The organism is Actinomycetota bacterium (assembly GCA_035640355.1).
In the GTDB taxonomy this organism is placed as follows: domain Bacteria; phylum Actinomycetota; class UBA4738; order UBA4738; family HRBIN12; genus CALGFI01.
The window spans coordinates 37,613-58,878 of the sequence record DASQWI010000006.1; the positions used below are offsets into that span (position 1 = coordinate 37,613).

22 protein-coding genes are annotated in these 21,266 nt (G+C 67.3%); 19 read left to right on the forward strand and 3 right to left on the reverse strand.

The genetic code is table 11. The features are described 5' to 3' along the window. Nucleotides 1-2: 2 nt before the first annotated feature. The 6 genes from VFA08_02485 to era all read left to right on the forward strand — a co-directional run bounded on the left by VFA08_02485 (nt 3) and on the right by era (nt 4,475). Nucleotides 3-359 carry a histidine triad nucleotide-binding protein gene (locus VFA08_02485; protein ID HYZ12456.1) on the forward strand — a complete coding sequence of 119 codons (357 nt, stop codon included), beginning with the start codon at nt 3-5 and terminating at the stop codon, nt 357-359. Between the two features lie 172 nt (nt 360-531). Beyond that, nucleotides 532-1,458: a PhoH family protein gene (locus tag VFA08_02490; protein HYZ12457.1), complete on the forward strand. Its 927-nt coding sequence runs from the start codon at nt 532-534 to the stop codon at nt 1,456-1,458. After that, a complete protein-coding gene (ybeY, locus tag VFA08_02495; GenBank protein HYZ12458.1) occupies nt 1,451-1,894 on the forward strand; it encodes an rRNA maturation RNase YbeY in 444 nt (147 codons plus the stop codon). Before VFA08_02490 ends, ybeY begins: the two co-directional genes overlap by 8 nt. Continuing rightward, complete coding sequence (locus tag VFA08_02500) at nt 1,891-3,153, forward strand: hemolysin family protein (GenBank protein HYZ12459.1); 1,263 nt, start codon at nt 1,891-1,893, stop codon at nt 3,151-3,153. The genes ybeY and VFA08_02500 overlap by 4 nt, the downstream gene beginning before the upstream one ends. Next, entirely contained in the window at nt 3,153-3,566 is a 414-nt protein-coding gene (locus tag VFA08_02505; protein ID HYZ12460.1) for a cytidine deaminase, read from the forward strand. Before VFA08_02500 ends, VFA08_02505 begins: the two co-directional genes overlap by 1 nt. Before the next feature lie 27 nt (nt 3,567-3,593). Continuing rightward, nucleotides 3,594-4,475, forward strand: a complete 882-nt coding sequence (gene era / locus VFA08_02510) for a GTPase Era (GenBank protein HYZ12461.1) — start codon at nt 3,594-3,596, stop codon at nt 4,473-4,475. 21 nt (nt 4,476-4,496) lie between these two features. Here era and VFA08_02515 read toward each other — a convergent pair whose 3' ends face one another. Both VFA08_02515 and VFA08_02520 read right to left on the reverse strand, forming a co-directional pair. After that, nucleotides 4,497-5,477, reverse strand: a complete 981-nt coding sequence (locus VFA08_02515) for a UbiA family prenyltransferase (protein ID HYZ12462.1) — start codon at nt 5,475-5,477, stop codon at nt 4,497-4,499. Beyond that, a complete protein-coding gene (locus VFA08_02520; GenBank protein HYZ12463.1) occupies nt 5,474-6,301 on the reverse strand; it encodes a hypothetical protein in 828 nt (275 codons plus the stop codon). The genes VFA08_02515 and VFA08_02520 overlap by 4 nt, the downstream gene beginning before the upstream one ends. A gap of 73 nt (nt 6,302-6,374) precedes the next feature. Between VFA08_02520 and deoC the strand changes: the two genes are divergently transcribed. The 3 genes from deoC (at nt 6,375) to VFA08_02535 (ending at nt 9,755) form a co-directional block, all read left to right on the forward strand. Further along, nucleotides 6,375-7,334, forward strand: coding sequence for a deoxyribose-phosphate aldolase (deoC, locus tag VFA08_02525; protein ID HYZ12464.1), 960 nt, complete (start codon nt 6,375-6,377; stop codon nt 7,332-7,334). A 112-nt stretch (nt 7,335-7,446) separates the two neighbouring features. Next, the gene (locus VFA08_02530) at nt 7,447-8,898 is read left to right on the forward strand and encodes an aldehyde dehydrogenase family protein (protein ID HYZ12465.1); all 1,452 of its coding nucleotides are present in this window, start codon (nt 7,447-7,449) and stop codon (nt 8,896-8,898) included. Continuing rightward, nucleotides 8,895-9,755, forward strand: coding sequence for an aldehyde dehydrogenase family protein (locus tag VFA08_02535; protein HYZ12466.1), 861 nt, complete (start codon nt 8,895-8,897; stop codon nt 9,753-9,755). The genes VFA08_02530 and VFA08_02535 overlap by 4 nt, the downstream gene beginning before the upstream one ends. A 10-nt stretch (nt 9,756-9,765) precedes the next feature. Here VFA08_02535 and VFA08_02540 read toward each other — a convergent pair whose 3' ends face one another. Next, nucleotides 9,766-10,224, reverse strand: coding sequence for a hypothetical protein (locus tag VFA08_02540; protein ID HYZ12467.1), 459 nt, complete (start codon nt 10,222-10,224; stop codon nt 9,766-9,768). 92 nt (nt 10,225-10,316) lie between these two features. Here VFA08_02540 and VFA08_02545 point away from each other — a divergent pair, with 92 nt between their 5' ends. The 10 genes from VFA08_02545 to VFA08_02590 all read left to right on the forward strand — a co-directional run bounded on the left by VFA08_02545 (nt 10,317) and on the right by VFA08_02590 (nt 21,263). After that, nucleotides 10,317-12,014 carry a LuxR C-terminal-related transcriptional regulator gene (locus tag VFA08_02545; protein HYZ12468.1) on the forward strand — a complete coding sequence of 566 codons (1,698 nt, stop codon included), beginning with the start codon at nt 10,317-10,319 and terminating at the stop codon, nt 12,012-12,014. Nucleotides 12,015-12,086: 72 nt separating this feature from the next. Next, entirely contained in the window at nt 12,087-12,650 is a 564-nt protein-coding gene (locus VFA08_02550) for a hypothetical protein (GenBank protein HYZ12469.1), read from the forward strand. Between the two features lie 66 nt (nt 12,651-12,716). Next, entirely contained in the window at nt 12,717-13,091 is a 375-nt protein-coding gene (locus tag VFA08_02555) for a cupin domain-containing protein (GenBank protein HYZ12470.1), read from the forward strand. A gap of 124 nt (nt 13,092-13,215) precedes the next feature. Beyond that, the gene (gene recO / locus VFA08_02560) at nt 13,216-13,956 is read left to right on the forward strand and encodes a DNA repair protein RecO (GenBank protein ID HYZ12471.1); all 741 of its coding nucleotides are present in this window, start codon (nt 13,216-13,218) and stop codon (nt 13,954-13,956) included. After that, nucleotides 13,953-14,702, forward strand: coding sequence for a polyprenyl diphosphate synthase (uppS, locus tag VFA08_02565; protein ID HYZ12472.1), 750 nt, complete (start codon nt 13,953-13,955; stop codon nt 14,700-14,702). Before recO ends, uppS begins: the two co-directional genes overlap by 4 nt. A gap of 116 nt (nt 14,703-14,818) precedes the next feature. Continuing rightward, nucleotides 14,819-16,180: a glycine--tRNA ligase gene (locus VFA08_02570; protein HYZ12473.1), complete on the forward strand. Its 1,362-nt coding sequence runs from the start codon at nt 14,819-14,821 to the stop codon at nt 16,178-16,180. Nucleotides 16,181-16,187: 7 nt separating this feature from the next. Then, nucleotides 16,188-16,451 (forward strand): hypothetical protein, encoded by a 264-nt coding sequence (locus tag VFA08_02575; GenBank protein HYZ12474.1) that lies wholly within the window; start codon nt 16,188-16,190, stop codon nt 16,449-16,451. Beyond that, complete coding sequence (locus VFA08_02580) at nt 16,448-17,779, forward strand: hypothetical protein (protein HYZ12475.1); 1,332 nt, start codon at nt 16,448-16,450, stop codon at nt 17,777-17,779. The genes VFA08_02575 and VFA08_02580 overlap by 4 nt, the downstream gene beginning before the upstream one ends. Before the next feature lie 50 nt (nt 17,780-17,829). Further along, the gene (gene ppdK / locus VFA08_02585) at nt 17,830-20,550 is read left to right on the forward strand and encodes a pyruvate, phosphate dikinase (protein HYZ12476.1); all 2,721 of its coding nucleotides are present in this window, start codon (nt 17,830-17,832) and stop codon (nt 20,548-20,550) included. 122 nt (nt 20,551-20,672) lie between these two features. Beyond that, nucleotides 20,673-21,263, forward strand: a complete 591-nt coding sequence (locus VFA08_02590; protein HYZ12477.1) for a M15 family metallopeptidase — start codon at nt 20,673-20,675, stop codon at nt 21,261-21,263. Nucleotides 21,264-21,266 lie beyond the last annotated feature (3 nt).

A 21,266-nucleotide genomic window follows, 5' to 3' on the forward strand; every position in this document is an offset into this window, starting at 1 on the left:
TAATGAGTCCAGCCCGAGACGCGCAGTGCGTCTTCTGCAAGATCTCCGCGCACGAGATCCCGTCGGAGATCGTTCACGAGACCGACACGGTCGTCGCGTTCCGCGACACGAATCCGCAGGCCCCCACACACATCCTCCTGATCCCGCAGGACCACATCGAGGACCTGACGTCGATCACGGACGACCACGGACAGGTGCTCGCGGACATCGTGCGTGCGGCCGCGCACCTCGCGCACGCCGAGGGGATCGACAGCGGATGGCGCCTCGTTGCGAACGTGGGACCCGACGCTGGCCAGTCGGTCTTCCATCTGCACTTTCACCTATTGGGCGGACGGAAGATGTCCTGGCCGCCGGGGTGATCGGGCCATCCGAACGACGTGGCCGTCCGAGCCCAGGGGTAGAATCCCCATCTTCAGATCGGGTCGTCGGATGACGATCCATTCCGAACGAGGAGGAACGGGGGACCACCCCAGAGACGACCGTTTGGCGGAAGCCACGCAGGTGAAGATCCTGGTCCCGGGAGACCAGAACATGGTCGCTCTCCTCGGCCAGCGCGACGAGCTGTTGAAGCTCGTGGAGGCCGCGTTCGACTCACACATCGTGGTCAGGGGCAACGAGATCACGATCTCCGGACCGCCCCGAGAGACCGACCGCGTCGCCCTGCTGTTCGAGGAACTGATCGAGTTGCTCGACAAAGGACACGAGCTGACCGCGTCGTCGGTGGGCCGCTCGATCGAGCTCATCAAGGGCGACGAGGCGCGCCCGACGCAGGTGCTGGGCGACGTGCTCCTGACCGGTCGCGGCAAGGGCGTTGCGCCCAAGACGCTGGGGCAGAAGCAGTACGTCGATGCGATCCGCAACGCGACGGTCACGTTCGCCGTCGGACCCGCAGGTACAGGCAAGACCTATCTCGCCGTGGCCACAGCCGTTCGCGCGTTGCAAGAGAAGGAGGTGACGCGGCTCATCCTGTCGCGACCCGCCGTCGAGGCCGGCGAGCGGCTCGGGTTCCTTCCGGGAACGCTCTACGAGAAGATCGACCCGTACATGAAGCCGTTGTACGACGCGCTCTTCGAGATGATGGGCGCCGACGCGCTACCTCGACTGATGGAACGCGGCACGATCGAGGTCGCCCCCCTCGCATTTCTGCGCGGTCGAACGCTGAACGACGCGTTCATCATTCTGGACGAGGCCCAGAACACGACGCCCGAGCAGATGAAGATGTTCCTGACGCGCCTGGGGTTCGGCTCCAAGGCGGTCGTGAACGGCGACGTCACGCAGATCGACCTCCCCGCGGGGCAGACGTCTGGCCTGGTCGTCGTGCAGGACATCCTCACCGGTATCGACGGGATCGAGATCGCGCACCTCGGGGGACGCGACGTCGTCCGTCACAAGATCGTCCAGGACATCGTGGAGGCGTACCAGGTGTTCGGGGAGCGGCGGGCGCGTGCCGATGGCTGACGCCAGCCAAACCGCTGACGGCGACGGCCCTCCACTGATCCTGGTCGACGACCGCCAAGACGAGCCAGTCGACGCGGACGCCCTCATCGTGCTGGCCCGAGCGTGTCTCGAAGGCGAAGGCGTCCCCAACGCCGAGCTCTCCGTATCGTTCGTCAGCGAGGACGAGATGTCCGATCTGCACGAGCGCTATCTCGACGAGCAGGGCCCCACGGACGTGCTGTCGTTCCCGCTCGGCGACGACGATCCCGAGTCGGGCCGTCGCGTCCTGGGCGACGTGGTCATCGCGCCGACGGTCGCCGCGCGGAACAATCCGAGCGATCCCGGCGGTGAGCTCCGGCTCTTGCTCGTGCACGGCATCCTTCACCTGCTCGGACACGACCACATGAACGACGCCGACCACGCCGAGATGTGGGCGCGCCAGGAGCGCTACGCGTGATCTGGCTCTGGATCCTCGTCGTCGTCCTCGTGTTGTTCGGCTCGATCCTGGCCATCGCCGAGGCGTCGCTCACGCGCATGAGCCGCGTTCGCGCGCTCGCACTGGTCGAGGAGGGGCGCCGCAACGCCGTCCTCCTGGAGCGGATCGAGGCCGAGCCGCCTCGGTTCTTGAACGCGATCTACCTGGCAGTGATGTTCAGCCAGAACGGCTCGGCAATCCTGGTGGCGATCATCGCCGAGCGAACGTTCGGCGGAGTGGGGATCACCCTGATCTCGGTCGGTTTCACGCTCCTGTACTTCGTCATCGTCGAGGCGATGAGCAAGACGTTCGCGGTGCTGCATTCGGACAGCGCCGCGCTCGCCGTCTCGCCGCTCGTGTGGTTCCTCGGCCGCGTCCTTGCCCTTCCGACGCGCGCATTGATCGGCATCGCGAACGTTCTGCTTCCCGGCCGCGGTCTGAAGGAGGGTCCGTTCGTGTCGGAAGCCGATCTGCGCTCGATGGCCGAGGTCGGCCACGAGGAGGGGACGATCGAGAGCGACGAGAAGGACCTGATCCACTCGATCTTCGAGTTCGGCGACACGATCGTCCGCGAGGTCATGGTGCCGCGCCCGGACATCGAGGCGATCGAGGCCGACAAGACCCTCCGCGACGTCCAGGCGCTGGTGTTGCAGCACGGGTTCTCTCGGATCCCGGTGTTCGACGCCGACCTCGACAACGTGGTCGGCGTCGTCTACGCGAAGGACGTGCTCAAGGCGCTCCATCAGGGCAAGCACGACATGCCACTCTCCGACGTCGTGCGCCAGGCGCGGTTCGTCCCCGAGTCGAAGAGGGTCGCGGACCTGTTGCGCGACATGCAGAAGGAGAAGTTCCACATCGCGCTGGTCACCGACGAGTACGGGAGCGTGTCTGGACTGGTGACGCTGGAGGACCTGCTCGAGGAGCTCGTCGGTGAGATCGCGGACGAGTACGACACCGAGGAGCCCGAGATCGAGCAGGTCTCCGACGGCGTCTTCCGCGTCGACGGGAAGATGCCGATCGACGAGGTGAACGACATCCTCGACATCGAGCTGCCCGACGAGGAGTGGGACACGGTCGGCGGCCTGTTGCTCGGACTGATGGGCGAGATCCCCGATGAGGGAGACACCGTCGACTTCCAAGGCGTGACCTTCACGGCCGAGCGCGTGAACGGGCGCCGCATCGCCAAGGTGTTGATCAATCGGCCGCCGAGCGAAGAGCCGGTGGCGACAGGGGCGAAGTGATCTCGAACGAGCCGATCGACGAGCTCGTTGCGGCCGCTCGAAGCGCGAAGGAACGCGCCTACGCCCCGTACAGCAAGTTCCGCGTCGGCGCGGCGGTTCTGGCCGGCGGCCGAATCTACGTCGGGGCGAACATCGAGAACGCGTCGTACCCGCTCAGCGTGTGCGCTGAGCGGAACGCCGTGGCCGCCGCCGTCATCGCCGATGAGCGGCGGATCGATGCCGTGGCCGTGTCGACCGACGAGGGCGAGCCGACACCGCCGTGCGGTGGCTGCCGGCAGGTGCTGAACGAGTTCGGCCCGGGGATGCGGGTGATCTCGGAGGGAGCGGACGGCAAGCGGGCGGAGTGGTCGCTCTCGGAGCTGCTCCCGCACGCGTTCGGACCGGAGGATCTCGGCGTCGATAGGCCGACCTAGGCAACCGGCTCGTATACGCTCGTCGAGATGGGCCATCGCAGCGGACTCGTCGCCGTCGTTGGCCGCCCCAACGTCGGCAAGTCGTCGATCGTGAACGCGTTGGTTGGCCGCAAGGTTGCCATCGTCTCCGACAAGCCGCAGACGACCCGCCGTGACGCTCGGGCGATCCTCACGACCGACAGTTGTCAGATCGTCTTCACCGATACACCCGGGTTCCACAAGCCCAAGACATTGCTCGGCGAGCGGCTGAACGAGCGCGTCGGGGAGGCGACACACGGCGTCGATGCGATCGTCATGGTCGTCGACGCGCATGCCGGCGCCGGCAGCGGAGACGAGTTCGTCTACGCGCAGAAGGTCAGACCTACCGGCTCGCCCGCGCTTTGCGCCGTGAACAAGATCGATCTGTTGCGCAGACACGGAGAGGTGCCACAGCTGCAGGCGGCCGCCGATCTCGGGGCGTTCGACGAGATCGTGCCCACGTCGGCGAGGACCGGGCGGGGGATCGGCGTCCTGCTCGACCTCCTCGTCGAACGGATGCCGGAGGGGCCCCCGCTGTACCCGGAGAACGCCGAGACCGACCAGCCGCTCGAGATCCGGTTGGCGGAGATCGTCCGGGAGAAGGCGCTCGGCGTGACCAGGCAGGAGGTTCCGCACTCGATCGCGGTCGTCGTTGAGGAGCTCGACGCCGACGACTCGCTCACCAAGGTTCACGCCTCGCTCATCGTCGAGCGTGAGTCGCAAAAGGGGATCGTGATCGGCAAGGGCGGCTCGACGCTGAAGACCATCGGCTCTCGAGCACGAGAGGAGATGGAGCTCGTACTCGGCGGCAAGGTGTTCCTCGATCTTCGGGTGAAGGTCCTCAAGGAGTGGCAGCGGGACCCCAAGGCCCTCCAGCGCCTCGGGTTCTGACCGACCCTCTTGCCGACTGTCTCAACCCTTGTACGCGATCCGGATGTCGTCTCGTCCGCTCGTCATGGCGCGGAACACCGTGCCGAACACCACCGCCAGGAACGCCAGGGTGAGCACGCGCAACCCGTCTGGGGCGTCGGCCGATCCCAGCAAGAGCCACGCGAGAGCGCAGGCGAGCAGACCGTTCCCCATCTTCGCCCCGATCCCGATCGCGATCTGCTCCGATCGGGCGTCACCCGCGCGCCACAGGACTCGCAGCATCCACAAGATCGCGGCCCCGAACAGCGCCACGACCACTGCCAACCCCGGATTCGGCCCGAGCGCGAAGACGAGCAACGCACACCCGAGCAGCACGGCCACCAGGCTGACCGCACACGTCGCACTCTTCCCGTGCGCCAGTAGGAGGGTCGGCTTGCCGAAGGCCGCATCTCCCTCGCGGTCTCGAAAGTCCTTCAGGTTGATCCTGGCGACGAACAGCATGTACAGCGCGGCGGCGAGCAGTCCGTCCGTCGTATCGATCCTTCCGCCCGCGGCCAGCATGCCGAGTCCGTACGGCACGAGCACGTACGCGACGGCGAGGGCGACCGGCGCAGCCCACGTCCGATACGACAGTCGTATGGGCCGCAAGGAGTACACATATCCGATCGCGAGCGAGGCCACCGTGAGCCCCAGGGTCGGTGCACCCGCGAGCGCGGCGGCGATGATGGCGACGGGGGCGGCGACGGCATTCGTCCGCCACAGGTCGCGTTCGCTCGCGTCGCCCGTCACGAGCGGCCGGCCTGCGTCGAGCGGGTGGTTGATGCGATCGATGTCTTTGTCGGCGACGTCGTTCGCGGTTGTTGCCACCACATAGCTCGCGCAAAGCGCTACCGCGGTGAGGATCAGGTTTACCGTCGGCCGGATGGGACCCTGCGCCGCCGCGCCGAGCAGGAGGAACGCCCAGAGCGTGACGGCGATCCGCCAGCGGAGCATCCGAATGAAGAGCTGAGCGGTTCGCGTCACTTGGGGACCACCGTCCGAAGCGGCCAGATGGAGGCGAGCACCAGCACGTAGACGATCCACAGCACGTGGTACAGCGCCAGGAACGCGAATCCCAGCCAGAACAAGCTGACGACGGCTCCGACGTCGGCGAGGAGCTGCGGCGAGATGGCGATACGCCGAAACGCCCAACCGATGAGCGTGGCGGCGATCGCCAGCACAAGCGCGACGAGACCCGCGACGGCCGAAGTGAAGACGAAGTCGAGGTACTGGAGCGGCGCCAGGAGGATGACGAACAGGATGATCCAGGCCCCGGTCAGCACGACCAGCGGGATGACGATGAGAAAGACGATCGCAACCGTTCGGCGCACGCGACGTGTCCGGCCCGGCGCGCGCCGTTGCCACAACCGGTACAGCACCGCGTAGACGCCGGCGTACAAGCCGAACACCGCGGCGGCCGTAAGAACTGCGCCGCCGGGATCGGCGACCGTCCCGAAAGCGTCCTCGAGTGCGCGCACGGCGTTGACCTCGTAAAGACCGTGCGGGGCGAGCACGAACTTGACGACCGCGATCAACCCGAATCCGGCCGCGAACGATGCGCCTATCCGACCGGGAAGACGCAGGTCGCGTCGGACGATCACGTACATCGCTGCCGTCATCGCCGCCGCGATCACGGTCCCGATCAACGCGAGCGCCGCGATGGTCGGTCGATCACCACCCGACCGCGGGAACAGGACCGTGGCGACGATGGCCACTGCGGCGGCAGCCCCCATCGTGAGCCAGCCCGCCCGAGAGAGCGTCTGGCCCCGTACGGACTCCGTTTCAGAGGAACGCTCACCGGGGTCCATCCCCGCGAACCGTACGCCGTCGCTGCGCAGCGTGAATAGCCGCGTACGGCCCTCGGCCGTACCATGACTCTTGATGTCGCAGGCAGCCAAGATCGAACGGTCGCGCCCAGGTCTCGCGCCCTATTCGCCGAAGGACGTCGCGCGGTTGGTGGGCCGGACCACCCCGGTCGATGCCGTCGGCCTCGAGGAGCGTGCGGCCTCGCTCGCAAAACGGTCGATCAAGCGCGAGTCGAAGCTCTGGGCGCTCGACCTGGCGATCCGGTGCATGGACCTCACCACGCTCGAGGGGGTCGACACGACCGGCAAAATCGTCGCGCTCTGCGCGAAGGCCGTTCGCCCGAATCCGGTCGACGATTCGATCCCGTCGGTCGCTGCGGTGTGTCTGTACCCGCAGCTCGTGCCGGTCGCCGTCGGGCAGCTGAAGAGCACGACGGTCAAGGTGGCGAGCGTTGCGGGCGCCTTTCCGGCCGGGCTCGCGCCGCTCGACGCTCGGCTGGCCGAGATCCGAGAGGTCGTGGAGCTCGGCGCGCACGAGGTCGACATCGTGTTGAACCGCTCGCTGTTCCTCGGGGGGCGGTACGCCGAGTGCTTCGAGGAGCTCGCGGCGGCGCGAGACGCAGCCGGCGGCGCGCACCTCAAGGTCATCCTGGAGACGGGCGAGCTCGGCTCGTACGACCGGGTTCGACAGGCGAGCGTGCTGGCCATGGCCGCCGGCGCCGATTTCATCAAGACGTCGACGGGCAAGATCGGTGTCGGCGCGGAGCTCGGTTCGGCCCTCTGCATGATGGAGGCGGCGCGCGACTTCTTCATCGAGACCGGGCACGCCGTCGGGGTCAAGGTGGCCGGTGGGGTCCGGCAGAGCAAGCAGGCGATCCAGTACCTCGTGTTGCTGTATGAGACGCTCGGCCCGCAGTGGATGACGCCGGATCTGTTCCGCATCGGCGCGTCGACGCTCCTGAACGACGTGCTGATGCAGATCGACAAGGAACGTACCGGGCACTACCAGGGACCCGACTACTACACGATCGACTAGCGAGGGGGTGGGGGACCCAAGAAGCGAGCGCGGGTGCGCGAGCGTTGGTCCCCCGATAGGGATGGCGAAGATCGAACCGAAGGCGACGTCGGCGCTCGAACAGCGTGAGCCGATCTGGGAGTACGCGGACGCGCCCGAGTCGACCGAGATCGTCCGGCTGCAGGACCGCTACGGGCTGTTCGTGGGCGGCGAGTTCGTGGAGCCGAAGAGCGGCCGGTGGTTCGAGACGATCAACCCGGCGACCGAGGAGACGCTCGCCGAAGTCGGAGATGCGGGGCCCGAGGACGTCGATCTGGCAGTCACCGCGGCCCGCGACGCGTACGATCAGCATTGGCGGGACCTTCCCGCGCCCGAGCGGGCGAAGTACCTGTTCCGGATCGCGCGGGGGCTCCAGGAGCGCGCCCGCGAGTTCGCCGTCCTCGAGTCGATGAACGGTGGAAAGCCGATCAAGGAATCGCGCGACGTCGACCTACCGCTCGCCGCGGCGCACTTCTTCTACTACGCGGGCTGGGCGGACAAGCTCGAGTACGCGTTCCCGAACCGCCGGCCGAAGCCGATCGGAGTGGCCGGACAGATCATTCCGTGGAACTTCCCCCTTCTGATGGCGGCGTGGAAGCTCGCGCCGGCGCTGGCGGCGGGGAACACGACGGTGCTGAAGCCCGCGGAGACCACGCCACTCACGGCGCTGCTCCTGGCGGAAGTGATCCGCGACGCGGAGCTTCCGCCGGGCGTCGTGAACATCATCACCGGTGCGGGCGAGACGGGCTCGCACCTGGTGAACCACGACGCCGTCGACAAGATCGCGTTCACCGGCTCGACCGACGTCGGCAAGATCATCCGGCGTGCGACCGCCGGAACGGGGAAGCGCCTCACGCTCGAGCTGGGGGGCAAGGCGGCGAACATCGTGTTCGAGGACGCGCCGCTCGATCAGGCCGTCGAGGGCGTGATCAACGGCATCTTCTTCAACCAGGGGCACGTGTGCTGCGCGGGCTCACGATTGCTCGTGCAGGAGTCGGTGTTCGAACCGCTCCTGGACAAGCTCAAGGCGCGCCTGCAGACGCTCCGCGTGGGGAACCCGCTCGACAAGAACACGGACATCGGCGCGATCAACTCCAAGCAACAGCTGCGAAAGATCGAGGAGCTCGTCGCGAGCGGGGTCGACGAAGGCGCCGAGATCTACCAGCCGGAGTGCGCGCTGCCCGAGCGGGGGTTCTGGTTCTGCCCCACGCTGTTCACGAACGTTTCGCAGAGCCACCGGATCGCGCGCGAGGAGATCTTCGGTCCGGTGCTGTCGATCCTCACGTTCCGAACGCCGGCCGAGGCGGTCGAGAAGGCCAACAACACGCCGTACGGCCTGTCCGCCGGGGTGTGGACGGAGAAGGGATCGCGGATCCTGTGGATGGCCGAGCGGCTGCGGGCCGGCGTCGTGTGGGCGAACACGTTCAACCGCTTCGATCCCGGATCTCCGTTCGGCGGATACAAGGAGAGCGGGTTCGGGCGCGAGGGCGGCCGTCACGGGCTCGAGCCGTATCTCGAGCTCGACGGAGCCATGACGGTTCAGTGACGGACGAGCGCGTTCCGGTACGCCGCACGGCGAAGCTGTTCATCGGCGGTGAGTTCCCGCGGAGCGAGTCGGGACGGTCGTACGAGGTGTTCTCGCACGACGGACAGCTCCTCGCTTGGGCGGCGCGCGCGTCGAGGAAGGACCTTCGCGACGCCGTTCGAGCCGCGCGTGCCGCGCATGCCGGGTGGGCCGGGAAGACCGCCTACAACCGCGCACAGGTCCTGTACCGCGTCGCCGAGCTGATGGAGGGCCGCCGGTCGCAGTTCGAGGCCGAGCTCGCGGACGCGGGCGCAACGGACCCACGCCGAGGAGTCGACGCCGCGATCGATCGGTGGGTGTGGTACGCCGGGTGGGCCGACAAGATCGGTCAGGTGCTCGGCGCCACCAATCCCGTCGCCGGCCCCTACTTCAACTTCACGATCCCGGAGTCGATGGGCGTCGTCGGCATCGTGGCGCCGCAGGAGCAGTCGTTGCTCGGTCTGGTGTCGCGGCTCGCGCCGGCGATCGTGAGCGGCAACACGGGGGTCGTGATCGCGAGCGAGAAGAGCCCGCTTCCGGCCGTCTCGCTCGCCGAGGTGCTCTCGACGTCCGACGTTCCGGGAGGTGTCGTGAACGTCCTGACCGGGCTGACGAACGAGCTCGTGTCCTGGCTGGCCGGCCACATGGACGTGAACGCGATCGACGTGACTGGCGTGCCGACGGAGCTCCTCGCGCAGGTCGAGGAGCTTGCCGCGGAGAACGTGAAGCGTGTGCATCGCGCGCCGGCGGTCGATCCCTTCGCGCAGGAGGCCCAGAGCCCGTACGAGATCACCGCGCTCACGGAGTTCAAGACGGTCTGGCATCCCGTCGGCGCCTGATCGAGAAGCTCTATTCGCAGGGCTGCGTGACGACCGGTCCGTCGATGCGCTCCATCCGGATCTCGATCCCGTCCGAGCTCAGATAGATCGCGCGGTCGCGGCTGACGACCGCCATCGCGCCGACATCCTGGTTCACGAGCAGGTCGAACGAGTCGGCTCGTGCCGGGTCGACCGGCCGCCAGAAGCTGCCGTCGAAGTCGGTGAGATGCCCGAGGCCACAGTGACCCGTGTCGAAGACGTACGCGACGTTCGGCTCGAGGTGACCGGAACTGGGGAAGAACCGGAATCCCTGCTCGTCGCTCACGAACTCCGAGCGAAGGTCCGAACGCGTCGGCGACGGGAGCGCAGCCGGCGCCGACCAGTCAACGTCCGGCGCGAGTGAGGGGTCGCGCATCGCCACGCCGAACGAGATGCCCGCGACCACCGCGATGATGACCGCTCCGGCGATGCCGATGCGTTTGAAGTCCACGGCTCCATCATCGCGCCGGTGGCGTTTCTCGCCCAGCATGCTGGAGGACGCCTTCCGCGGGGCGCCCGCGTGCCATCATCGGAGAGATGGGCGTGGACACCGTGGCGGATGCAGTACGCCGAGGCGAGGACGCCCTCGACGAAGGACAGTGGCAAGCAGCGCGTGAGGCGTTCGAGGCCGCGCTCGCTGGGTTGTCCGACACGTCGGAGGGTGTCGCGGTCACACCCCCGGGCGCTGTGGTGGCCGAGGCCGAAGAAGGTTTGGCCCGAGCGCTCTGGTGGCTGCATGACTTCGAGGCGGCGGTTGGCCACATGGAGCGGGCGTACGCCGCGTTCCGCGCCGCCGGCGACGAGACCTCCGCGGCGCGCTCGGCGCGGTGGCTTGCTCGTGAGCACGCGGCCGCGTTCGGCAACGCCGCTGCGAGCTCGGGGTGGTACGCGCGGGCCGAGGGACTGATCGGTGCCGCGGACGACCCGGAGCGCGGCTGGCTGGCGCTGGCGCGCGCGGAGCGGGCGAGCGGTCCCGACGAGATCGCGCGAAACGCAGCCGACGCGCTGGCCAGTGCGCGATCCCAACGCGACTCCGACCTCGAGGCCGCCGCGCTCGTCAGACTCGGATACGCCGACGTGGCTTCCGGCGACGTCGTGGCGGGGATGGCCAAGATCGACGAGGCGATGGCCGCGGCGACCGGCGGCGACGTCCGCGGTCTGGAGACGATCGGCGACGTCATCTGCGTCGGGATATCGGCCTGCGAGCACGCCGCCGACTGGCAGCGAATCGAGCAGTGGGGCCAGGTGGTCGAGCGATGGCTCTCGCAGCACGAGCACGTCGCCGTGCTCGGCTTCTGCTACGCCTGCTGTGCAGAGATGTTCGTCGCCTCCGGACAATGGGAGATGGCCGAGGGGCTGCTCGTCGACGGTCTCCGCGCGATGCAGGAGGCGAAGCTCCGGGCGAGGTGCGTGCATCCGGCGGCCAAGCTGGCCGAGCTCAGGCTCCTCCAGGGACGGCTGGAAGAGGCGGAACAGCTGCTCGCGGGCTTCGAGTCACTACCGGAGTCCACGCACGCGCTGGCGATGCTGTATCTCGCGAAGGGTGACGTGGCGATCGCCGCCGCCGTGCTCCACCGTCGGCTGAACGCGGTCGGCGACGACAACGTCCTCGCAGCGCCGTTCCTCGCGCTGCTCGTCGACGTTCGGCTCGCGCAGGGCGACATCGACGGCGCGGGCGAGACGGCTCGCCGCCTCGAGGCCGTTGCTCGGCAGTCCTCGCTGCCGCGGCTCGACGCGATGTCTTCCTATGCCGTGGGCCGCGTGGCGAACGCCGCGGGAGCCACTGAGGACGCGATCAAGCAGTTCGCCGCGGCGATCGATGCCTTCAGCGAGCAGGGGATGGCGCTCGACGCGGCGAGGTCGCGGTTCGAGCTCGCCAGAACGCTCGACCGGACCGATCCGGAGGTCGCCGTCGGCGAGGCCCGAGTGGCGCTCGCCGAGTTCGAGCGGCTCGGCGCTCCTCGGGACGCCGACGCCGCCGCCGCGTTCCTGCGCGACCATGGGGTCGCCGGGCGAACCGGCCCGAAGAAGCTCGGTCTGCTCAGCCGTCGCGAGCGAGAGGTGCTGGCGCTCCTCGGCGAAGGCCTCACGAACGCCGAGATCGCCGCGCGTCTGTTCATCAGCACGAAGACGGCCGGCAACCACGTGAGCAACATCCTCGGCAAGCTGAACCTACGTGGTCGTTCGGAGGCCGCGGCCTACGCGATCCGGCACATTCCCGGAAATCGGTCCGAGGAATAGGGAACCTTCCCCATCCTCTTCGCTCCGCTTCGGCGCACCCTCCTCACGTCCACGGATACGGGGAGGTGCGTCATGGCGACGCTGCAGAAGGGGGCACGAAGGAACGCCCTGCGGGCCGAGCTCGTGGTGAAGGTGACCGAGCCGAGCAAGGCATCGGCGTCGGCGGTTTACGACCTGCTGGCCGACATCGGGAGCCACCTCGAATGGGGCGGCCGGATGCAGCGCAAGAAGACCTACCGGCTGCTCACGATCGACGCGCCCGATGGTCCGGCGTCGGTCGGGACCGAGTTTCGGAGCACGGGCGCGGACGCGATGGGAACCTTCGATGACGACTCCGTGGTCACCGAGGCGAGCCGGCCCGAGGTGTTCGAGTTCGTGACCGAGGCGCGGCTCTCCACCAAGAAGGGCGCCCTCGTCGAGTGGACGTCCGTGCACCGCTACGAACTCGAGTCCGGCGACCGCGGTTGCGTAGTGTCCTACACGATTCGGACGACCCGGATCAGCGAGCTCCCCGGGGCGCTCGGGATGTTCAACGTGCCGGGTCTCCGCTCACTCTTGCTGACGCTCGGTCGATCGAACGTCCGCAGAGGGGTGAGGAACCTGGCGCGGCTCGCGGAGCAGCGGATGGCAGCGTGACGAACCAGCGGGTCGGAGTCGATCGCATCGGTCCACGGATACGTCGAACAGGAAGGAGGAGATGAGATGGCCAAGGCATCGAAGGCGAGCGCTTCCGAGCACGTCGAGGCGGAAGGGTTCGAGGGCCATTACGCCGAGCTCGGTGGGTACACCGTCGGGTTCGAGAGCTACACGGCAGACGCCGACATGACCCCGCTGTTCGTCGGTCTGCCCGACGACAAGTGCCAATGCGAGCACTGGGGATTCGTGTTCGAGGGCAAGGTCGTGTACCACACGGCCAAGGGGGACGAGGAGTTCGTGGGCGGAGACGCCTACTTCGTCGGACCTGGACACACGCCGTCGATCTTCGCCGGCACCTCGCTCGTCGAGTTCAGTCCCACCGACCGCCTGAACGAGACGATGGAGGTCGTCACGAAGAACATGGAGGCGGGCGGCTCCTAACGGTCGTGACGTCCCGTTGACACGTCGGGGCGACCGGGCGATCTCGCCCGGTCGCTCCCGGATGTCACGACTTCACAACGTTCGTTTCCCTGGCGGCATCGGCGCCGAGGCTACGATTCAGTCGATGCCCCTGTACAAGGAACAAGGCGTCGTGCTGCGCTCGAGCAAGCTCGGCGAGGCCGACAAGATCGTGACGGTCATGACGCAGGGCTCGGGCAAGGTTCGCGCCGTCGCGAAAGGCATCCGGAAGACAACTTCACGATTCGGCGCGCGACTCGAGCCGTTCACGCATGTGTCGCTCATGGTGTACCGGGGAAGAGGTGCGCTCGACACCGTGAGCCAAGCCGAGATCATCTCGCCATTCATGGCGCTCCGCGGCGACCTCGACCTGTTCGCCGCTGGTGAAACCATGCTCGAGGCCGTCGACAAGGTGGCCGAGGAGCACGAGCGCAACGTGCGCCTGTTCATGCTCCTGCTGACGGGCATGCGCGCGCTCGAAACGCAACCAGCCGATCCGTCCGCTGTCGCCGAGTCCTTCTTGTTGAAGCTGCTGTCGCTGTCTGGGTTCCATCCGAGCCTCACCGCCTGCGCCGTCTGCGGCCGCCCCGAGCCCGATCGGTTCGCCAGCGGTCAGGGTGGCGCCGTCTGCCGCGAGGATGCCGAGTTCGACGCAGGACCCGCCTCGAGGCGCGCGCTCGACCACCTCGCGGCGTTGGGCGCTGCCGGCCTGCTTGAGGCGGGCGACATCACGGCCGATACCACCGTGAGGCGCGAGTCGCGCGCCTTGCTGTTCGGTTTCGCCGAGTACCACCTCGAACGACGGATGAAGAGCCTGCCCATGCTCGCCAGGAGCCTCGTTCCATGAGCACCTACCTCCACGATCTCGATCGCGAGGGACTACCTCGGCACGTGGGCATCGTCATGGACGGCAACGGCAGGTGGGCTCGTCATCGCGGCCTTCCCCGGACCGAGGGTCACGCCGCCGGTGAGGCGGCGATGTGGGACACGGTCGTCGGCGCGGACGCGCTCGGTCTCGAGTGGCTCACCATGTTCGCGTTCTCCACCGAGAACTGGAACCGTCCCAAGGCCGAGGTTCGCTATCTGATGGGGTTCAATCGTGGGCTGCTCCGGCGTCGTCGCGACGAGCTCCATCGGATGAACGTTCGGGTCCGCTGGCTCGGCCGGCGCGACTGGCGCGTTCCCCGATTGGTCCTCCGCGAGATGGAGATCTCCGAGGAGCTGACCAAGGACAACACCGGGATGACGCTGACGATCGCGTTCAACTACGGCGGGCGGATCGAGGTGGCCGACGCCGTGAAGCAGCTCATCGCCGATCACGATGCCGGCCTGCTGAAAGGCGAGAAGATCACGCCCGAGTCGATCTCGCGGCGGCTGTACCACCCCGACATGCCCGACCCAGACCTCATCATCCGCACGAGCGGCGAGGAGCGGATCAGCAACTTCCTGCTGTGGCAGGCGGCGTACAGCGAGCTGTACTTCACGCCGGTGTACTGGCCCGACTTCGATCGCGAGCATCTGTACGAGGCGATCCGCGACTATCAGAAGCGTTCCCGCCGCTTCGGCGCGATCGCCGAGAACGATTCCGACTGACTCCTCGACGCCGCGGAGCGGATCCCTCGGCTCCGGCATCGTGCCCCGTACACTGAAGTCCACGCCAGCGGCCGCCGCCAGCGACCGGGAAGGAGCACAAGCACATGGCCGGACTGATGGAGGCCATCACCTCCCTCGCCAAGCGACGGGGGATCGCGTTCCAGTCGAGCGAGATCTACGGCGGGCTGCGGTCGTCGTGGGACTACGGCCCTCTCGGCGTCGAACTGAAACGCAACGTCAAGGACGCCTGGTGGCGTTCGATGGTCCAGCTCCGACACGATGTCGTCGGGCTCGACGCCGCGATCATCATGTCCCCTCGGGTCTGGGAGGCCAGCGGTCACCTCGAGGTGTTCACCGATCCGCTCGTCGAGTGCCTGAACTGCCATCAGCGTTTCCGCGCCGATCACCTGCCCGGCGTCCACGCGCCGCAGTCCGGGCACGAGGAGGACGAGACGACCGTCGACATGCACGAGCGGCCGACATGCCCTAACTGCGGGCACCACGACTTCACCGACCCGAGGAACTTCAACCTGATGTTCAAGACGCACATGGGTCCGGTCGTCGATGAGGCAAACGCCGTCTACCTGCGGCCCGAGACCGCCCAGGGGATGTTCGTCGACTTCGTGACGATCCAGTCGGTGTCGCGGAAGAAGGTGCCGTTCGGGATCGCGCAGATCGGCAAGTCGTTTCGCAACGAGATCACGCCGGGGAACTTCATCTTCCGCATGCGCGAGTTCGAGCAGATGGAGATGGAGTTCTTCGTCGAGCCCGGGACGGACGAGCAGTGGCACGACTACTGGATCGAACAGCGCCGTCGCTGGTATCTGGATCTTGGCCTGCGGGAGGAGAACCTACGGCTTCGCGAGCACGACGCGGACGAGCTATCGCACTACTCCAAACGCACCGTCGACATCGAGTACCGCTTCCCGTTCACCGACTGGGGCGAGCTCGAGGGTATCGCCAACCGAACGGACTTCGACCTCAAACAGCACGAGAAGTTCTCAGGCCAAGACATGACCTATTTCGACCAGGACCGCGACGAGCGGTACCACCCGTATGTGATCGAACCGGCGGCGGGCGTGGACCGGGCGCTCCTCGCGTTCCTGATCGACGCCTACCGCGAGGAGGAGGCGCCGACCGCCAAGGGAGGGACCGAGAAGCGGACGTACCTGGCGCTCAGTAAGGAGCTGGCGCCGGTGAAGGTCGCCGTGCTCCCGCTGTCGAGGAACGAACGGCTCATGCCGGAGGCCCGCGCGGTGTTCGACCTGGTCAAGCCGGAGTGGATGTGCGACTACGACGACGCCGGTTCGATCGGGCGTCGGTACCGACGCCAGGACGAGGTGGGGACGCCCTTCTGCGTCACGGTCGACTTCGACACGCTCGAGGATCGCGCCGTCACCGTGCGCGAACGCGACTCGATGGGGCAGGAGCGACTACCGATCGCGAACCTGGTGTCCCATCTCGCCGAACGCCTGTAGGAACCTCGTGGACGAGCCGAAAACCAGACCGGGAGGGCCGGAGGAGAAGACGGTGAACGAGGCGAACGTTCTGCGAACCCCCGGCGATCAACATGGATGGGTACGGGTGTACGCGATTGCCTTCGTGCTGATGGCAGTTGCCGGCGGCCTGTTCGTGGCCTCGTTCCTCGGGCGCCTGGAGTCGATCCGCTTGCTGTGGGCGTCGGCAGGGGTTTCCGTCGCGGCGATCGTTGTTGCGGCCGTGAGTGTCTTCGTCCCGAGGCGCCGATGAACACGCTCACTCGCGGACTCGTCGTCGCGCTCCTGCTGGCTGCGGCATGCACCTCGAATGACCCGCCGGCACCCGGCGGCGAGTCACCGGTCTCACCGTCGATCGATGAGCCTTCACCCCAGGAGGTACCTCCGTCTTCCGGCGGCCGTGACTCGGCGCCCGCCGCGCTCGAGCGACTGTGCACGTTGCCGCAGCCGAAGTTCAACCAGGGCAACGGCGCTCCTGCGGAGGGGCCGACGCCGCCGGCGATCGCCGACGTGATGCGTCAGCTCGAGCAGATCCGTGGGTTCGAGTTCAGCGAGCGCGTCGTCGCCGAACCGAAGCCGCCGGCCGAGGTCGCCCAGGGCATCCGTGACTACGTCGAGACCACGTTCCCTCGGCGGTTCTACGACCGCCGGAGCCTCGCGTGGCAGACGATCGGCGTGATCCCCGAGGGGACGAGCATCCGGGAGGACCTGCTCGAATACGTGTCGACGCAGGTGATCGGGTATTACGACACGATCACGGGCGAGCTCGTGTTCATCGGGACGAGCGATCCGTCACCGCTCGAGCGCGTCACGCTCGCGCACGAGCTCACCCACGCGATCGACGATCAGCGCTTCGGCCTCGAGCAGGTCGATCTGCTCGGCGCGGAGTGCCGCGACGAGGAGCTCCAGGCCGCGCTCGCGGTCGTCGAGGGCAACGCGACGTTCTTCATGCTGCGATGGGGGCAGAGCTTCCTGTCGGTGGAGGAGCAGCTCGAGCTGAGCGCCGAAGCCGCGGCGCAGCAACCCCCTCCGAGCACCGTTGCGCCGTTCATCGACGCGATCCAGCAGTGGCCGTACCTCGATGGGCTCAGGTTCATCACGCACGTCGAGACCGCCGGCGGACTCGACGCGGTCGACAGCGTGTTCCGCGAGCTGCCGGTGTCGACCGAGCAGATCATCCATCCCGAGCGTTATCCCGACGACGTACCGACGTCCGTCGACGTGCCGGACATCTTCGGCGCCATCGGGGGAGGTTGGAACGACCTCGACGTGCAGAGCGTGGGGGAGATGTGGCTCGATCTCGCGCTCTCTCTGCGTATCGACGATGCCGACGCGGCCGACGCGGCCGCGGGTTGGGACGGAGGGATCTACCGCGCGTGGTCCCATGGCCGAGACGTCGCGGTCATCCTCAGCACCGAATGGGACACACCGGAAGACGCGGACGAGTTCGCGACGGCGATGGAGCGGTGGATCGCCGAAGGCGACCAGATTGCCGAGGTGCTTCCCATCGACGGAACGTCGGTCCGCGTGGCCTTCGCGACGAGCGACGAGATCCTCGGGAACCTCATCGGTGCGGCCTAGGCGCCGGCCCACCGTAAACTGACCCGACCACGCACGACCGGAGGCTTGCCGTGACCAAGTACGTCTACGACTTCTCCGAGGGCAACAAGGACATGAAGGATCTCCTCGGCGGGAAGGGAGCGAACCTCGCCGAGATGACGAACATGGGACTACCCGTTCCCCCCGGGTTCACCATCACGACCGAGGCGTGCCTCGCCTACCTCGCCAAAGACGAGTTCCCGCCGGGACTCATGGATGAAAACGAAGAGCACCTCCGGGGGCTCGAACACGCCATGACGAAGAAGCTCGGCGATGCCGAGGACCCGCTCCTCGTGTCCGTTCGATCGGGAGCGAAGTTCTCGATGCCCGGGATGATGGACACGGTCTTGAACCTCGGTCTCGACGACCGCTCGCTCGAAGGACTCGCCAAGCAGACCGAGGGGGACTGGCGCTTCGCCTGGGACGCGTACCGCCGGTTCGTCCAGATGTTCGGCAAGATCGTGATGAACGTGCCGGGCGAAGAGTTCGAGCACGCGCTCGAACGCGCGAAGCAGGCCAAGGGGACGAACGCGCAGGACACGGATCTCGACGCCGATGACCTGCAGAGGCTCCACGCCGAATTCCTCGACATCTACCGCAAACACACCGGATCCGAGTTCCCGCAGGACCCGCGCGATCAGTTGCGCCTGGCCATCGAGGCCGTGTTCAAGTCGTGGAACGGCAGGCGCGCGCGTGACTACCGACGGCAGAACAAGATCAGCGACGACCTCGGTACGGCCGTGAACGTCGTGGCGATGGTGTTCGGCAACCGCGGCGAGGACTCCGGCACGGGTGTCGCGTTCACGCGCGATCCGTCGACCGGGGAGAAGGTTCCGTACGGCGACTACCTCGCGAACGCGCAGGGGGAGGATGTCGTCGCCGGCATCCGCAACACGCTCCCGCTCGCCGAGCTCGAGAACCTCGACCCGAAGTCCTATCGAGAGCTCCGCCGGGTGATGGACACACTCGAGAAGCACTATCGCGACATGTGCGACATCGAGTTCACGATCGAGAAGGGCAAGCTCTGGATCCTCCAGACACGCATCGGCAAGCGAACCGCGCTCGCCGAGTGGGTCATGGCGTTCGACATGCTCAACGAGGGCCTCATCGACGAGGACACAGCGCTCCTGCGAGTCGACGCCAACCGCTTGGAGGAGCTGTTCAAGCGGCGCGTGAAGGCCGACGGGACCCGGCCGATCGCGAAGGGCTTGAACGCGTCGCCCGGTGCCGCAGTCGGGGAGGTCGTGTTCACGGCGGACGATGCCGAGTCGCGCGCGAGAGAGGGCCACAAGGTCGTGCTCGTTCGGCGCGAGACCACCCCGGACGACTATCACGGCATGATTGCGTCGCAGGGGATCCTGACCAGCGCCGGCGGAACCAACTCGCACGCGGCGGTCGTCGCGAGGGGCGAGGGCATTCCAGCGGTGTGCGGCGCCGACGGGATCAGGATCGACTTCGGCACGCGTTCGTTCACGGCGAACGGGACGACCGTGAAGGAGACCGATGTCGTCACGATCGACGGCTTCACGGGGAACGTGTATGTCGGCGAGCTGCCGCTCGAGGAGTCGGTGCTCGAGAAGGCCCGTTCGGGCGACGCGGCCGCTCGGGAGGAGAGGATCTGGCAGGCGTTCGATCGGCTCATGTCGATCGCCGACATGCGCAGGCGCCTGCGCGTCCGCGCGAACGCGGACACCCCTGACCAGTCGACCAATGCCCGCGAACGCGGAGCGGAGGGCATCGGCCTGTGCCGGACCGAGCACATGTTCCTCGGCCAGGAACGCGTGGCGGCGGTTCAGCAGATGATCTTCGCCGACACGCCCGAGGAAGAACAGTCGGCCTACGACCAGCTGCTGCCGCTGCAGCGCGAGGACTTCGTCGGCATCTTCCGGGCGATGGACGGCGTGCCGGTCACGGTTCGGCTTCTCGATCCGCCGCTGCACGAGTTCCTCCCCAACCAGGTGGATCTCGCGGTCGCGGTAACCAGGGCCGAGGACAGCGGCGAGGACGTCGTCGTTCTGCGCGATCAGAGGATCCCGCTCGAGCAGGCGAGGAACCTGCTGCGCAAGGTCAACGAGCTGCACGAGGCGAACCCGATGCTCGGCCTGCGCGGCGTCCGTCTCGGCATCGTGAAGCCGGGCCTGTACGCGATGCAGGTTCGCGCGATCTGCGAGGCCACGGCGCAGGTCCGCAAGGACGGTGGCGATCCGAAGGTCGAGATCATGATCCCGCTGGTGGCGACGAAACCCGAGCTCGAGCAGATGCGTGCCGAGCTTGAGCCGGTCGCGCGCGAGGTGCTGAAGGGCGCGGGCGTGACGATCGAGCACTTCGAGTGGGGGACGATGATCGAGGTCCCGCGTGCCGCCGTGACTTCCGGCGAGATCGCCGAGGTGGCCGACTTCTTCTCGTTCGGAACGAACGACCTCACGCAGATGGGCTTCGGATTCTCTCGCGACGACATCGGCAAGTTCGTCGGCCTGTATGAGGAGCGCAAGCTCGTGCCGGCGAACCCCTTCGTCACGATCGACCAGGACGGCGTCGGTCGACTCATGCAACTCGCCGTCGACGAGGGGAAGGCCGCCAATCCGAACCTCCACCTCGGGATCTGCGGCGAGCATGGCGGCGATCCGGCGAGCGTCGTGTTCTGCCACGAGATCGGGCTCGATTACGTGAGCTGCTCACCGTTCCGGGTGGAGACGGCGCGCCTCGCCGCCGGTCAGGCCGCCGTCGGCTCCGCGGAGTCGGCCTCGAAGTAACCGCGATATCGCCCGGTCGGGAGCGAGTTTCACCCGAGTTGGTGATGCGCGCCGACGGGGCGGTCGCCTAGGCTCGCACACCTTCCCCCGCCACATCTCCCCCGATAGGAGGTGGTGGCACGGTGGGCATCGGCTCACGCCGCGTGCATTCGGTGGTCGTGGTGACGATGGTCGCGGCGCTTGCGCTCCCGCTCGTCGCGTGGCACTGGTCCAGGGTTGGCTGGCGTGACAAGCACTACAACTATCCGGCGCGGCCGGACGGCTACACGCAGATCGTCAACCGCTTCGGGCAACCGTGCAACGCGAACGCGTCGGCAATCCCGATGAGCTGGGTTGCGGCGGACACGGGACAGACCTACACGTTCCGGTTCCACCGCAAGCTCGGCGGTTACCCGACGGAGATGGTCTCGAACAAGGGCGGCAACTCGACCAACCTGGACAACGACGTGTACGGTCACATCAGGAACGATCACCTCAGTCCATACGTGAAGCACGGGATCTATGGCTACCTGTGCCGCACGATTCGGAACTCGACCAAGTGGAGCACCCACGCGTGGGGCATCGCGATCGACGTGTCGTCGGCCGAGGAGTACCAGGGCAAATGCTTCTCGACGGTGAACAAGTACCACGCGCCGATCTGGCGGAGCCACAACTGGTCCTGGGGTTTGCAGTTCTGCGATCCCATGCACTTCCAGTACGCCACGGGATATTGAGCC

Excerpts from the sequence above, each read along its gene's own strand:
- VFA08_02485 (HYZ12456.1), top strand. The coding sequence starts at position 3 with ATGAGTCCAGCCCGAGACGCGCAGTGCGTCTTCTGCAAGATCTCCGCG.
- VFA08_02490 (HYZ12457.1), top strand. The coding sequence starts at position 532 with ATGGTCGCTCTCCTCGGCCAGCGCGACGAGCTGTTGAAGCTCGTGGAG.
- ybeY (HYZ12458.1), top strand. The coding sequence starts at position 1,451 with ATGGCTGACGCCAGCCAAACCGCTGACGGCGACGGCCCTCCACTGATC.
- era (HYZ12461.1), top strand. The coding sequence starts at position 3,594 with ATGGGCCATCGCAGCGGACTCGTCGCCGTCGTTGGCCGCCCCAACGTC.
- VFA08_02520 (HYZ12463.1), bottom strand. The coding sequence starts at position 6,301 with ATGGACCCCGGTGAGCGTTCCTCTGAAACGGAGTCCGTACGGGGCCAG.
- deoC (HYZ12464.1), top strand. The coding sequence starts at position 6,375 with ATGTCGCAGGCAGCCAAGATCGAACGGTCGCGCCCAGGTCTCGCGCCC.
- VFA08_02550 (HYZ12469.1), top strand. The coding sequence starts at position 12,087 with ATGGCGACGCTGCAGAAGGGGGCACGAAGGAACGCCCTGCGGGCCGAG.
- VFA08_02555 (HYZ12470.1), top strand. The coding sequence starts at position 12,717 with ATGGCCAAGGCATCGAAGGCGAGCGCTTCCGAGCACGTCGAGGCGGAA.
- recO (HYZ12471.1), top strand. The coding sequence starts at position 13,216 with ATGCCCCTGTACAAGGAACAAGGCGTCGTGCTGCGCTCGAGCAAGCTC.
- uppS (HYZ12472.1), top strand. The coding sequence starts at position 13,953 with ATGAGCACCTACCTCCACGATCTCGATCGCGAGGGACTACCTCGGCAC.
- VFA08_02570 (HYZ12473.1), top strand. The coding sequence starts at position 14,819 with ATGGAGGCCATCACCTCCCTCGCCAAGCGACGGGGGATCGCGTTCCAG.
- VFA08_02580 (HYZ12475.1), top strand. The coding sequence starts at position 16,448 with ATGAACACGCTCACTCGCGGACTCGTCGTCGCGCTCCTGCTGGCTGCG.